The 16,000-nt window shown below is 71.2% G+C and carries 1 protein-coding gene (running past one end of the window); it reads left to right on the forward strand.

Going from position 1 to position 16,000, the window contains the following annotated elements; genetic code table 11:
• Positions 1–16,000, forward strand: the 5' portion of a protein-coding gene (locus NRY95_11125; protein UYC14314.1) for a non-ribosomal peptide synthase/polyketide synthase. It continues 19,274 nt past the right edge of the window; only the first 16,000 of its 35,274 coding nucleotides appear in the window; its start codon is at positions 1–3; its stop codon lies off the right edge, out of view.

Below are 16,000 nucleotides of genomic sequence, written 5' to 3' on the forward strand. Positions count from 1 at the left end.
TTGCCGCTGTCCTTCGCCCAGCAACGGCTGTGGTTCCTGGCGCAGTTCGACACCCGTGCCGCGCAGGCCTATCTGCTGGCCGGCGGGATGGACCTGCATGGCGAACTGGACCTGTCCGCGCTGCAACGGGCGCTGGACCGCATCGTCGCCCGCCACGAAGCGCTGCGCACCGGCTTCGTCGCCGGCGACGACGGCGCCACCCAGCTGATCGCGCCCGCGGACGTCGGCTTTGCGCTGGACTGCATCGACCTGCGCCAGGCCGCCGACCCGCATGCCGACGCCCAGTGCCACGCCGAACAGGAAGCCCGCACGCCCTTCGACCTGGCCCGCGGCCCGCTGATCCGCGGCCGCCTGCTGCACCTGGCCGAGCACCAACACCGCCTGCTCGTGACCATGCACCACATCGTCACCGATGGCTGGTCCATGGGCCTGCTGGTGCGCGAACTCAGCACCCTGTACGCCGCCTTCGTGCAAGGCCAGCCCGATCCGCTGCCAGCGCTGCCGATCCAGTACGCCGACTACGCCCTGTGGCAGCGCCGCTGGCTCGACGGGCCGCTGCTGCAACGCCAGCTCGCCTTCTGGCGCGAGCATCTGCACGACGCACCGGCGCTGCTGGAACTGCCGACCGATCGCCCGCGTCCGGCCCTGCAGGACTACCGCGGCGATAGCGTGGAGATCATGCTCGATGCCGATCTCACCGCCGCGCTACGCACGCTGAGCCAGCGTCACGGCACCACCGTGTTCATGACCGTGCTGGCCGGCTGGGCGGTGCTGCTGGCGCGCCTGTCCGGGCAGGACCAGGTGGTCATCGGCGCCCCCGTCGCCAACCGCACCCGCAGCGAACTCGAAGCGCTGATCGGCTTCTTCGTCAATGCCCAGGCGCTGCGCATCGATCTGCGCGCCAACCCCTGCGTCGCCGAGCTGCTGGCGCAGGTGCGCCGCACCGCCCTGGCCGCGCAGGACCATCAGGACCTGCCCTTCGAGCAGGTCATCGAAGCGCTCAACCCCGAGCGCAGCCTGGCCGCCCAGCCGGTGTTCCAGGTCGTGCTGACCTGGCAGAACGTCCCCGATGCCGCGCTGACGTTGCCCGGCATCCGCCTGCAGCCCTTCCAGGCCCAGGCACGCGATGCCAAGTTCGATCTGGAACTGTTCCTGGGCGAAGTCGAGGATCGCATCGTCGGCAGCCTGAACTACGCCACCGCGCTGTTCGACCGCAGCACCGTTGAACGCCAGTTGGCCCAGTTCGTCCAGGTGCTTGCCGGCATGGCCGCCGACGCGCAAGCGCGCATCGCGCAACTGCCGTTGCTGCCTGCCGACGAACGCACCCGGTTGCAGAACTTCACCGTCACCGAGGCCGCGCCGCTGGCGCAGGCGCAGTGCATCCACCACCTGTTCGAAGACCAGGTGCGCCGCACGCCCGATGCCATCGCCTTGCTGGAGGGCGATGTCCAGCTCAGCTACGCCGCGCTCGACGCGCGCGCCAACCGGCTGGCCCATCGCCTGCGCACACTGGGCGTGGCACCGGAACATCGCGTCGCCCTGTACCTGCCGCGCGGCATCGGGCAGGTCGTGGCGCTGTTGGCCACGCTCAAGGCCGGCGCCGCCTACCTGCCGCTGGACCCGGACCTGCCCGACCAACGCCTGGCCTTCCTGCTCGCCGACAGCCGCCCGCGCGCGGTGCTGACCTGCACCGGGCTGCAGGAGCGCCTGCCCGCCAGCCGCGCCATGCTGCGCGTCAGCGTGCTGACGCTGGACGCGGACATGGAGGCGGACGTGACGCTGGACGATCCCGGCGCACCGACGGTCCCCGGCCTGGGCGCGGACAACCTGGCCTATGTGATCTACACCTCCGGCTCCAGCGGACAGCCCAAGGGCACCCTGCTCACCCATGCCGGTGCCGCGCATTACCTGCAATGGGCCGTGCAGACCTATCGGCCGCAGCCCAGCGCGGTGGTGTCCTCCTCGCTGGCCTTCGACGCCACCCTGACCAGCCTGCTCGCTCCGCTGCTGTGCGGCGCACGGGTCGAACTGTTGCCCGAACACGACACCCTCGATGCCCTGCGCCAGCGCCTGTGCGCTCCGACCCCGCTGGGCCTGGTCAAACTCACCCCGGCCCACCTGGAAGTGCTCGGCCAGCAACTGGCCGACCATCCAGGCCCGCTCAGCCCGGCGGTGATGGTGATCGGTGGCGAAGCCCTGCCGGCAGCCACCCTGGCGCGGTGGCAAGCGCTCGCCCCGCACACCCGCCTGATCAACGAATACGGCCCCACCGAAACCGTGGTCGGCTGCGTGGTGCACGCCACCACCGCCGACGATGCGCCATCCCCCAGCGGCCGCGTGCCGATCGGCCGGCCGATCGCCCATCTGCGCATCCACGTGCTCGATCACCAGGGTCAGCTGGCGCCGATCGGCGTGGCCGGGCACCTGCATATCGCCGGCCCGCAGCTGGCCCGCGGCTACCTCGGCCGCCCCGCCCTGACCGCCGAACGCTTCGTCCCCGATCCGTTCGCCGGGCAGCCCGGCCAGCGCATGTACCGCAGCGGCGACCTGGCCTGCTGGCGTGCCGATGGCACCCTGGACTTCCTCGGCCGCAACGACGACCAGGTCAAGCTGCGTGGCGTGCGCATCGAACCGGGCGAGATCGCCGCCGCGCTGCGCGCCTGCCCCGGCGTGCACGACGCCGCCGTGCTGCTGCGCCAGGACCGTCCCGGCCAGCCGCGCCTGGTCGCCTATCTGGTCGGCGACGCCGGCCCCAGCGCCGAGGCCTTGCGCACGCAGCTGGCCACGCGCCTGCCCGAGGTCATGCTGCCCAGCGCCTATGTGTGGCTGGATGGCTTGCCGTTGACCGCCAACGGCAAGCTCGATCGCCGCGCCCTGCCGGCGCCGGATGCCGATGCGCTCGCCGTCCAGGCCTACGCGCCGCCCGACGGCGAGCTGGAAACCTTGCTGGCCGCACTGTGGTGCGAGCTGCTCGGCGTCGAGCGCGTGGGCCGCCACGACAGCTTCTTCGCCCTCGGCGGGCACTCGCTGCTCGGCGTGCGGCTGATCTCGCGCATCCGCAGCGCGCTCGGCCTGGAACTGCCCTTGGCCGCACTGTTCGCCCAGCCGCGCCTGGCCGAGCTGGCCCAGGCCCTGGGCAGTGCCGCCGCCAGCACCTTGCCCGCCATCGTGCCCGCCGACCGCAGCGTACCGCTGCCGCTGTCCTTCGCCCAGCAACGGCTGTGGTTCCTGGCGCAATTCGACACCCGTGCCGCGCAGGCCTATCTGCTGGCCGGCGGGATGGACCTGCATGGCGAACTGGACCTGTCCGCGCTGCAACGGGCGCTGGACCGGATCGTCGCCCGCCACGAAGCGCTGCGCACCAGCTTCGTCGCCGGCGACGACGGCGCCACCCAGCTGATCGCGCCCGCGGACGTCGGCTTTGCGCTGGACTGCATCGACCTGCGCCAGGCCGCCGACCCGCATGCCGACGCCCAGCGCCACGCCGAACAGGAAGCCCGCACACCCTTCGACCTGGCCCGCGGCCCGCTGATCCGCGGCCGCCTGCTGCGCCTGGCCGAGCACGCACATCGCCTGCTGGTCAGCGTGCACCATAGCGTCGCCGACGGGTGGTCGATCGCCATCCTGCTGCAGGAACTGGGTGTCCTGTACGCCGCCTTCGTGCAAGGCCAGCCCGACCCGCTGCCAGCGCTGCCGATCCAGTACGCCGACTACGCCCTGTGGCAGCGCCGCTGGCTCGACGGGCCGCTGCTGCAACGCCAGCTCGCCTTCTGGCGCGAGCATCTGCACGATGCACCGGCGCTGCTGGAACTGCCAACCGATCGCCCGCGTCCGGCCCTGCAGGACTACCGCGGCGACAGCGTGGAGATCATGCTCGATGCCGATCTCACCGCCGCGCTACGCACGCTGAGCCAGCGTCACGGCACCACCGTGTTCATGACCGTGCTGGCCGGCTGGGCGGTGCTGCTGGCGCGCCTGTCCGGGCAGGACCAGGTGGTCATCGGCGCCCCCGTCGCCAACCGCACCCGCAGCGAACTCGAAGCGCTGATCGGCTTCTTCGTCAATGCCCAGGCGCTGCGCATCGATCTGCGTGCCAACCCCTGCGTCGCCGAGCTGCTGGCCCAGGTGCGCCACACCGCCCTGGCCGCGCAGGACCATCAGGACCTGCCCTTCGAGCAGGTCATCGAAGCGCTCAACCCCGAGCGCAGCCTGGCCGCCCAGCCGGTGTTCCAGGTCGTGCTGACCTGGCAGAACGTCCCCGATGCCGCGCTGACATTGCCCGGCATCCGCCTGCAGCCCTTCCCGACGCCCTGCGGCGATGCCAAGTTCGATCTGGAGTTCTCGCTGCACGAGGACGGCGACCGCATCGTCGGCAGCCTGGGCTATGCCACCGCGCTGTTCGACCGCAGCACCGTTGAACGCCAGTTGGCCCAGTTCGTCCAGGTGCTCGCCGGCATGGCCGCCGACGCGCAGGCGCGCATCGCGCAACTGCCGTTGCTGCCTGCCGACGAACGCACCCGGTTGCAGAACTTCACCGTCACCGAGGCCACGCCGCTGGCGCAGGCGCAGGCGCAGTGCATCCACCACCTGTTCGAAGACCAGGTGCGCCGCACGCCCGATGCCATCGCCTTGCTGGAGGGCGATGTCCAGCTCAGCTACGCCGCGCTCGACGCGCGCGCCAACCGGTTGGCCCATCGTCTGCGCACACTCGGCGTGGCACCGGAACACCGCGTCGCCCTGTACCTGCCGCGCGGCATCGGGCAGGTCGTGGCGCTGTTGGCCACGCTCAAGGCCGGCGCCGCCTACCTGCCGCTGGACCCGGACCTGCCCGACCAACGCCTGGCCTTCCTGCTCGCCGACAGCCGCCCGCGCGCGGTGCTGACCTGCACCGAGCTGCAGGAGCGCCTGCCCGCCAGCCGCGCCATGCTGCGCGTCAGCGTGCTGACGCTGGACGCGGACATGGAGGCGGCAGACGTGACGCCGGACGATCCCGGCGCACCCACGGTCCCCGGCCTGGGCGCGGACAACCTGGCCTATGTGATCTACACCTCCGGCTCCAGCGGACAGCCCAAGGGCACCCTGCTCACCCACGCCGGTGCCGCGCATTACCTGCAATGGGCCGTGCAGACCTATCGGCCGCAGCCCAGCGCGGTGGTGTCCTCCTCGCTGGCCTTCGATGCCACCCTGACCAGCCTGCTCGCTCCGCTGCTGTGCGGCGCACGGGTCGAACTGTTGCCCGAACACGACACCCTCGATGCCCTGCGCCAGCGCCTGTGCGCTCCGACCCCGCTGGGCCTGGTCAAACTCACCCCGGCCCACCTGGAAGTGCTCGGCCAGCAACTGGCCGACCATCCAGGCCCGCTCAGCCCGGCGGTGATGGTGATCGGTGGCGAAGCCCTGCCGGCAGCCACCCTGGCGCGGTGGCAAGCGCTCGCCCCGCACACCCGCCTGATCAACGAATACGGCCCCACCGAAACCGTGGTCGGCTGCGTGGTGCACGCCACCACCGCCGACGATGCGCCATCCCCCAGCGGCCGCGTGCCGATCGGCCGGCCGATCGCCCATCTGCGCATCCACGTGCTCGATCACCACGGTCAGCTGGCGCCGATCGGCGTGGCCGGGCACCTGCATATCGCCGGCCCGCAGCTGGCCCGCGGCTACCTCGGCCGCCCCGCCCTGACCGCCGAACGCTTCGTCCCCGATCCGTTCGCCGGGCAGCCCGGCCAGCGCATGTACCGCAGCGGCGACCTGGCCTGCTGGCGTGCCGATGGCACCCTGGACTTCCTCGGCCGCAACGACGACCAGGTCAAGCTGCGCGGCGTCCGCATCGAATTGGGCGAGATCGCCGCCGCGCTGCGCGCCTGCCCCGGCGTGCACGACGCCGCCGTGCTGCTGCGCCAGGACCGTCCCGGCCAGCCGCGCCTGGTCGCCTATCTGGTCGGCGACGCCGGCCCCAGCGCCGAGGCCTTGCGCACGCAGCTGGCCACGCGCCTGCCCGAGGTCATGCTGCCCAGCGCCTATGTGTGGCTGGATGGCTTGCCGTTGACCGCCAACGGCAAGCTCGATCGCCGCGCCCTGCCGGCGCCGGATGCCGACGCGCTCGCCGTCCAGGCCTACGCGCCGCCCGACGGCGAGCTGGAAACCTTGCTGGCCGCACTGTGGTGCGAGCTGCTTGGCGTCGAACGCGTCGGCCGCCACGACAGCTTCTTCGCCCTGGGCGGGCACTCGCTGCTCGGCGTGCGGCTGATCTCGCGCATCCGCAGCGCGCTCGGCCTGGAACTGCCCTTGGCCGCGCTGTTCGCCCAGCCGCGCCTGGCCGAGCTGGCCCAGGCCCTGGGCAGTGCCGCCGCCAGCACCTTGCCCGCCATCGTTGCCGCCGACCGCAGCGTACCGCTGCCGCTGTCCTTCGCCCAGCAACGCCTGTGGCTGCTGGACAGGCTCGACGATCGTGCAGCACTGGCCTACCTGATCTCTGGTGGAGTCCGTCTGTCCGGCCACCTGAACCGCGATGCCCTGGGCAAGGCGCTGGACCAGCTCTTGGTCCGCCATCAGTCGCTGCGCAGCGTGTTCTCCTCGCACGAGGACAACCCGACCCAGGTCGTACTCCCGCCGGAGATCGGTTTTACCCTGGACTGCATCGATCTGCGCCAGTCACCCGACCCCGCCGCCGATGCCCAGCGCCACGCCGAACAGGAAACCCGCACCCCCTTCGACCTGGCCCGCGGCCCGCTGATCCGCGGCCGCCTGCTGCGCCTGGCCGAGCACGAACATCGCCTGTTGATCACCATGCACCACATCGTCGCCGATGGCTGGTCCATCAGCGTGCTGCTGCAGGAACTCGGCGCCCTGTACGCCGCCTTTGCGCAAGGCCAGCCCGATCCGCTGCCGCCGCTGTCGATCCAATACCCGGACTACGCCCTGTGGCAGCGCCGCTGGCTCGACGGGCCGCTGCTGCAACGCCAGCTCGCCTTCTGGCGCGAGCACCTGCAGGGCGCACCGGCGCTGTTGGAACTGCCCACCGACCGTCCGCGCCCGGCACTCCAGGACTACACCGGCGGCACCGTCGATCTTGCGCTGGATGCCGATCTCACCGCTGCATTGCGGCGCCTGAGCCAGCGTCATGGCACCACCGTGTTCATGACCGTCCTGGCGGCCTGGGGCACGTTGCTGGCGCGTCTGTCCGGACAAGACGAGGTGGTGATCGGCATGCCGACCGCCAACCGCACCCGTAGCGAACTGGAGCCGCTGATCGGCCTGTTCGTCAACACCCAGGCGCTGCGCATCGATCTGCGTGCCGATCCCAGCGTGGCCCAATTGCTGGGCCAGGTCCGCGCCACCGCATTGGCGGCGCAGCAGCACCAGGATGTTCCGTTCGAGCAGCTCATCGAGCGGCTCAATCCACCGCGCAACCTGAGCCACCCACCGCTGTTCCAGGTGATGTTCGCTTGGCAGAACACGCCGGCTATCGCACTCGAGTTGCCCGATCTGCGCCTGGAAAGCGTGCAGAGTCCATTTCCGGTCAGCAAGTTCGATCTGGAGCTGACGCTGCAGGAAGACGGCGCCCACATCGTCGGCAGTCTGGGCTATGCCACAGCGCTGTTCGATGCGACGACGATCCAACGCTGGTGGCGCTGCTTCGAGCAGCTGCTGCATGCGCTGACGCGCGACGACCACGCCCGCGTCCGGCAGCTGCCCTGGCTGGATGCGCCACAGCGGCAACAGCTGCTGGCCGACTTCGGCACCGGCGCGATCGCCGCCGTGCCCGAGCAGGCGTTGCACCAGCTGTTCGAGGCGCAGGCACGGCGCACGCCGGACGCTATCGCGGTAGCCTCAGACCGGCACTGCGTGAGCTATGCCGCGCTCGATGCGAAGGCCAACCGGCTGGCGCAGCGCCTGCTCGCGCTGGGCTTGCGCGCTGGCCAGCGCGTGGCCATCGCCCTGCCGCGCTCGGCCGAACTGGTCGTCGCGCAACTGGCCGTGCTCAAGTGCGCGGCGGCGTATGTGCCGCTGGACGACGCGCATCCCAGCGAACGCCTGCTCGCCCTGATCGCCGATGCACAGGCCAGCGTGCTGATCCACGCCGCCGACAGCGCACTGGCGCCTGCGCAGGTGGCGTGCCTGACCCTGGCCGATCTCGACGACGCGACCACGGCCGCCGCAGCAGCCATCTCCGTGCCGCTCACGGCCCCGGCCTACGTGATCTACACCTCCGGCTCCACCGGGCGGCCCAAGGGCGTGGCGGTATCGCATGGCGCCGTGCTCAACCTTGTCCTGCAGGACGGGCCGGCGCGCCTGCAGGCCGACGACCGCGTCGCCTTCGCCTCCAACCCCGCCTTCGATTCGGCCACGCTGGAGGTCTGGGGCAGTCTGCTCAATGGCGCCACCGTCGTCGTCGTTCCAGCTGCCGCGATGCGCGACCCGCAGGCGCTGGGCGCGTTGCTGGCGCGCCAACGCCTGTCGGTGCTGATCCTGGTCGCCGGCGTGCTGCGCGCCTACGCGCCGCTGATCGCACCGCAGTTGGGCGCGCTGCGGTTGCTGCTCACCGGCGGCGATGTCGCCGATCCGCAGGCCCTGGCGCAGGTGCTCGACGCCGGCGGCCAGGCCACCGTGCTGCAGACCTATGGCCCCACCGAGAGCACCCAGTTCCTCACCGCGCTGGCGTTGCAGCATGCGCCCGCTCCCGGCCAGCGCGTGCCGATCGGCCGGCCGCTGGCCAATACCCGGCTCTATGCGCTCGACCGTCATGGCCAGCCGACGCCGATCGGCGTGGCCGGCGAGCTGCACCTGGCCGGTGCGCAGCTGGCGCAGGGCTATCTGCACCGCCCCGACCTGACCGCCGAACGCTTCGTGCCCGATCCGTTCGCCGAGCGCCCCGGCGAGCGCATGTACAAGACCGGCGACCTGGTGCACTGGCGCGATGACGGATTGCTGGAGTTCCTGGGCCGCAACGACGCGCAGGTCAAGATCCGCGGCTTCCGCATCGAGCCGGGCGAGATCGAAGCGGCTCTACGCGGCTGCGACGGTGTGCAAGAGGCAGTGGTCATTGCGCGCGACGACACCGGCGACAAACGCCTGGTCGCCTATCTGGTCGGCGACACGTCGGCCCTGGAGCCGGCCGCACTGCGTCCCCAACTCGCCGCGCGTCTGCCCGAGCACATGCTGCCGGCCGCCTACGTGCCGCTGGAGGCGCTGCCGCTGACCCCCAACGGCAAGCTCGATCGCGCCGCGTTGCCGGCGCCGGACGCTCGGGCGCTGCACCTGCACGCCTATGTCGCGCCGCAAGGCGAGCTCGAGCAGGTGCTGGCCACGCTGTGGAGCGAGCTGCTCGGCGTCGAACGGGTCGGACGCCACGACGACTTCTTCGCCCTCGGCGGGCACTCGCTGCTGGCGGTCAAACTGATCGAACGCCTGCGCCGGCTCGGCTGGCAACTCGATGTGCGGGCGCTGTTCGCCCAGCCCACGCTCGCCGGTCTGGCGGCCAAGCTGCAGACCGCATCTACCCTCCTCGTCCCGCCCAATCGCATCGGCCCCGATTGCCCCCGCATCACCCCGGACCTGCTGCCGCTGGTGGCGCTGACGCAGCCGCAGATCGATGCAGTCGTGGCCAGCGTCGATGGCGGCGCGGCCAACGTGCAGGACATCTATCCGCTGGCGCCGTTGCAGGAAGGCCTGCTGTTCCACCACCTGGCCGATCCGCTCGCCGATCCCTATCTGCACTCGTCCGTGCTCGGCTTCCCGTCGAACGAGCAACTCGATGCCTTCCTCGACGCGCTCGACCAGGTCGTCGCCCGCCACGACATCCTGCGCACCGGTTTCGTCTGGCAAGGCCTGCCTGCACCGTTGCAGGTGGTCTGGCGCCAGGCGGTTGTTCCACGGCGCCTGCAGCGCCTCGACGGAGCCGATCCGGCGACTCGGCTGCAGGCCCGGATGCACGCTCCCGACGCCGCGCTCTGCCTGCAGCAGGCGCCGCTGATCCACGCCCATCTGGCCCACGACACCACGACCGGTGGCTGGCTGCTCGGCCTGCAACACCATCACCTGGTGATGGACCACACCACGCTGGAACTGCTGATCGAGGAAGTGCGTGCCCATCTGGCCGGTCGGCAGCAGCAGTTGCCGCCGCCACTCCCGTTCCGCGACTTTATCGCCCATGCCCGCGCGGGGGTGTCCGACCAAGAGCACCAGGCCTTCTTCACCGCCATGCTTGCCGACATCGATGCGCCCACCGCCCCGTTCGGGGTGCTCGCACCGGTGCACGATCCGGCCTGCCTGCAGCAACTGCATCGGCCGTTGCCCGGCCCACTCGCCCAGGCCCTGCGCACCCAGGCGCGCCGCTGCGGCGTCAGCCCCGCCAGCCTGTTCCATCTGGCTTACGCCCTGCTGCTGGCGCGGACCAGCGGCCGCGACGAGGCGGTGTTCGCCACCGTGCTGTTCGGACGCCTGCATGCCAGCGCCGGCGCGGACCGCGTGCTCGGCATGTTCCTCAACACCTTGCCGATCCGCCTGGGCACTGCGCGCGGCAGCGTGCTGGACGCCGTGCGCCACACCCAGCTCTGCCTGGCCCAGCTGCTGCACCACGAACATGCCCCGCTCGCCCTGGCCCAGCGCTGCAGCGGCGTCGACCCCGCCGTGCCGCTGCTCAACGCGCTGCTCAACTACCGCTATGCCGGCGGCAGCAACGTCCTGGGCGCCACCCACGATGACCGCTTGCAGGACGTGCAGCAGCTCGGCGGCCAGGAGCGTACCCATTATCCACTGGTGGTATCGGTCAACGACCACACCGAAGCAGGTGGCTTCTCGCTCGACGTGCAATGCGTGCAGGAAATCGGCGCCGAGCGCATCGCGGCGATGCTGCTGCAGAGCGTGCAGGCGCTGGTCCAGGCGCTGGAGCAGGCGCCACAGACCGCCCTGCGTGTGCTGGACCTATTGCCGGAGAAGGAACGCGCCAGCGTGCACGCGCTGTCCCGCAGCAAGGCGACATACGCCGACAACCGCTGCCTGCACAGCATGTTCGAGCGCCAGGTCGCGCAGGCGCCGCAGGCCATCGCCGTGGTGCACGACGACGTCGCGCTCAGCTACGCCGCGCTCGACGCCCGCGCCAACCAGCTCGCCCATCACCTGATCGCCCAGGGCATCGGCCCGGAAGACCGCGTGGCGTTGTACCTGCAACGCAGTATCGACCTGGTGGTGGCGCTGCTGGCCGTGCTCAAGGCCGGTGCCGCCTACCTGCCGCTGGACCCGGCCTACCCGGCCCAGCGCCTGGCCTTCATGCTCGACGACGCGCAGCCGCGCCTGCTGCTCGCCCACCAGGCGCTGGTGGCCACGCTGCCCGGCGAATCCGGCATCGCCACCGTGCTGCTGGATGACGCGTCGCTGTGGGCGCAGCAGCCGACCCAGGCACCGCAGCGTGCCGACCTGCTGCCGCAGCATCCGGCCTACGTCATCTACACCTCCGGCTCCACCGGCACCCCCAAGGGCGTGGTCGTCGCCCATGCCCAGGTCGTACGCCTGCTGCATGCCACCCACGCCTGGGTCGCTCCGGGCGCTGCCGATGTCTGGACCCTGTTCCACTCCTGCGCCTTCGACTTCTCGGTCTGGGAGCTGTGGGGGGCCCTGGCCCACGGCGGACGCCTGGTCGTGGTTGCCCAGCACATCGCACGCGATCCGGCTGCGTTCCATGCCCTGCTCTGCCAGCAGCGCGTCAGCGTGCTCAATCAGACCCCCAGCGCCTTCCAGGCGCTGCTCGATGCGCAGCGCGACAGCCTCCTGCCGCACAGCCTGCGCCTGGTGATCTTCGGCGGCGAAGCGCTGCAACCGGCCGATCTGGCGCCCTGGTTCGCCCGCCACGGCCAGCGCACCGCCCTGCTCAACATGTACGGCATCACCGAGACCACGGTGCATGTGACCGCCCATGCGCTCACCCCGCAGGATGCGCAACGTGGCGGGCACAGCCCGATCGGGCGGCCGCTGGCCGACCTGCGCGCCTATGTGCTGGCGGGCGACGGCCAGTGCCTGCCGATCGGCGTGGCCGGCGAACTGCACGTGGCCGGTGCCGGCCTGGCGCGCGGCTATCTGGGCCGTCCGGGATTGACCGCCGAACGCTTCGTGCCCGACCCGTTCGCCGAGCACCCCGGCGAACGCATGTACAAGACCGGCGACCTGGCGCGCTGGCGCGCCGACGGCAGCCTGGAGTATCTCGGCCGCAACGACGCGCAGGTCAAGCTGCGCGGCTTCCGCATCGAACTGGGCGAGATCCAGGCCGCCTTGCGTGGCTGCGCCGGCGTGCGCCAGGCCGCGGTCCTCGTCCGCGAGGACACCCCCGGCGACAGGCGCCTGGTCGCCTATCTGGTCGGCGACGCCGATGGCGCGCTCGACCCCGACGCATTGCGCACCCAGCTCGGTGCGCGCCTGCCCGACTACATGCTGCCGGCCGCCTATGTGCAGCTCGCTGCGCTGCCGCTGACCGCCAACGGCAAGCTCGATCGCCGTGCCCTGCCGGCGCCGGATGCCGACGCGCTCGCCGCGCAGGCCTACGTGGCACCGCAAGGCGAGCTGGAACTGCTGCTGGCCGCGCTGTGGAGCGAGCTGCTCGGCGTCGATCGGGTTGGCCGCCACGACAGCTTCTTCGCCCTCGGCGGCCACTCGCTGCTGGCCATCAAGCTGATCGAACGGCTGCGCCAGCAGGGCTGGGAGTTGCAGGTCCGCACCCTGTTCAGCGCCGCCACCCTGGCCGGTCTGGCCGCCGCGCTGCGCCAGTGCGGTGCGGTGGAGGCGCCGCCCAACCGCATCCGCCCCGACTGCACCCGCATCACCCCCGAATTGCTGCCGCTGGTTCAGCTCACCCAGAGCGAGATCGACGCCGTGGTGGCGACGGTTGCCGGTGGTGCCGCCAACGTGCAGGACATCTATCCGCTGGCACCGCTGCAGGAAGGCCTGCTGTTCCACCATCTGGCCAGCCCCGAGGGCGATGCCTACCTCAACATCAGCGTGCTGGCCTTCGCCACCCGCTCGCGCCTGGACGCCTTTGTCGCCGCGCTGGAGGCGGTGATCGCCCGGCACGACATCCTGCGCACCGGCTTCGCCTGGCAAGGTCTTGCCACCCCGGTGCAGGTCGTCTGGCGCCATGCTCCGCTGCCGCGGCACGTGCTCACCATCGACGAGCCGGACGTGCTGGCCGGGTTGCGCCTGCGCATGGATCCCCGCAACTTCCGCCTGGACGTCAGCCAGGCACCGCTGATCCACGCCCATGTCGTCGACGATCCCGCACATGGGCGCTGGCTGCTGGGACTGCACAACCATCACCTGATGATGGACCACACCACCCTGGAACTGCTGATCGAGGAAGTGCAGGCACATCTGGACGGACGCCAGCACGGCCTGCCCGAGCCACTGCCGTTCCGCAACTTCGTCGCCCAGGCCCGCCTGGGCGTGAGCGAAGACGAACACCGCGCCTTCTTCACCCAACAGCTGGGCGATCTGGACACCCCCACCGCGCCGTTCGGTCTGTGGGAGGTGCGCGGCACCGGCGCCGACATCGAACAGGCGCTGCAGCCCCTGCCCGATCGCTTGGCCGCCGACGTGCGCCGCCACGCACGCCGGCTCAATGTCAGCCCCTCCAGCCTGTTCCACCTGGCCTGCACGCTGGTGTTGGCCAAGGCCAGCGGCCAGGACGATGTGGTGTTCGGCACCACCTTGTTCGGACGCATGCACGCCGGCAGTGGCGCCGACCGCGTGCTGGGCATGTTCCTCAATACCCTGCCGATCCGCCTGCAACGCGATGGTCGCGGCGTGGCCGAGGCCGTGCGCCACACCCAGCAGCGGCTTGCCCAGTTGCTCCATCACGAACATGCCCCGCTGGCCCTGGCGCAACGCTGCAGCGGCATCGTCGCGCCCGCCCCACTGTTCACCGCACTGCTCAACTATCGCTATGTCGGTGGCAGCGCGGTGCAGGCACCCAGCGAGGCCCCGCCCAGCGACTGGGACGGCATGGAAATGCTGGCCGGACTGGATCGCAACAACTATCCGCTGACGCTCTCGATCGATGACATCACCGCCAGCGGAGGCTTCGCGGTGGAGGTGAAGGTGGATCCGCGCATCGGCACCACACGCGTCATCGCGCTGATGCTGCAGGCCGTGCAGGCGCTGGTACAGGCGCTGGATCAGGCGCCGGACACTGCCTTGCACGCCCTGGATCTGCTGCCTGCCGACGAACGCACCCGGTTGCAGAACTTCACCGTCACCGAGGCCGCGCCGCTGGCGCAGGCGCAGTGCATCCACCACCTGTTCGAAGACCAGGTGCGCCACACGCCCGATGCCATCGCCTTGCTGGAGGGCGATGTCCAGCTCAGCTACGCCGCGCTCGACGCGCGCGCCAACCGGTTGGCCCATCGCCTGCGCACACTGGGCGTGGCACCGGAACACCGCGTCGCCCTGTACCTGCCGCGCGGCATCGGGCAGGTCGTGGCGCTGTTGGCCACGCTCAAGGCCGGCGCCGCCTACCTGCCGCTGGACCCGGACCTGCCCGACCAACGCTTGGCCTTCCTGCTCGCCGACAGCCGCCCGCGCGCGGTGCTGACCTGCACCGAGCTGCAGGAGCGCCTGCCCGCCAGCCGCGCCATGCTGCGCGTCAGCGTGCTGACGCTGGACGCGGACATGCAGGCAGACGTGACGCCGGACGATCCCGGCGCACCCACGGTCCCCGGCCTGGGCGCGGACAACCTGGCCTATGTGATCTACACCTCCGGCTCCAGCGGACAGCCCAAGGGCACCCTGCTCACCCACGCCGGTGCCGCGCATTACCTGCAATGGGCCGTGCAGACCTATCGGCCGCAGCCCAGCGCGGTGGTGTCCTCCTCGCTGGCCTTCGACGCCACCCTGACCAGCCTGCTCGCTCCGCTGCTGTGCGGCGCACGGGTCGAACTGTTGCCCGAACACGACACCCTAGATGCCCTGCGCCAGCGCCTGTGCGCTCCGACCCCGCTGGGCCTGGTCAAACTCACCCCGGCCCACCTGGAAGTGCTCGGCCAGCAACTGGCCGACCATCCAGGCCCGCTCAGCCCGGCGGTGATGGTGATCGGTGGCGAAGCCCTGCCGGCAGCCACCCTGGCGCGGTGGCAAGCGCTCGCCCCGCACACCCGCCTGATCAACGAATACGGCCCCACCGAAACCGTGGTCGGCTGCGTGGTGCACGCCACCACCGCCGACGATGCGCCATCCCCCAGCGGCCGCGTGCCGATCGGCCGGCCGATCGCCCATCTGCGCATCCACGTGCTCGATCACCACGGTCAGCTGGCGCCGATCGGCGTGGCCGGGCACCTGCATATCGCCGGCCCGCAGCTGGCCCGCGGCTACCTCGGCCGCCCCGCCCTGACCGCCGAACGCTTCGTCCCCGATCCGTTCGCCGAGCAGCCCGGCCAGCGCATGTACCGCAGCGGCGACCTGGCCTGCTGGCGTGCCGATGGCACCCTGGACTTCCTCGGCCGCAACGACGACCAGGTCAAGCTGCGTGGCGTCCGCATCGAACCGGGCGAGATCGCCGCCGCGCTGCGCGCCTGCCCCGGCGTGCACGACGCCGCCGTGCTGCTGCGCCAGGACCGTCCTGGCCAGCCGCGCCTGGTCGCCTATCTGGTCGGCGACGCCGGCCCCAGCGCCGAGGCCTTGCGCACGCAGCTGGCCACACGCCTGCCCGAGGTCATGCTGCCCAGCGCCTATGTGTGGCTGGATGGCTTGCCGTTGACCGCCAACGGCAAGCTCGATCGCCGCGCCCTGCCGGCGCCGGAGCAGACCGATCTGGGCAACGCGGCCTACGTCCCGCCGCAAGGCCGGCTCGAACAAATGCTGGCACAGCTGTGGAGCGACCTGCTCGGCATTGAGCAGGTCGGCCGCCACGACAGCTTCTTCGCCCTCGGCGGGCACTCGCTGCTCGGCGTCAAACTGATCGAGCGCCTGCGCCTGCTCGGCTGGCAGTTGGAAGTCCGCGCCCTGTTCAGCACCCCGACGC

Origin of the sequence: Xanthomonas campestris pv. phormiicola, assembly GCA_025666215.1 — a bacterium.
GTDB classification, from domain to species: Bacteria; Pseudomonadota; Gammaproteobacteria; order Xanthomonadales; family Xanthomonadaceae; genus Xanthomonas_A; species Xanthomonas_A campestris_A.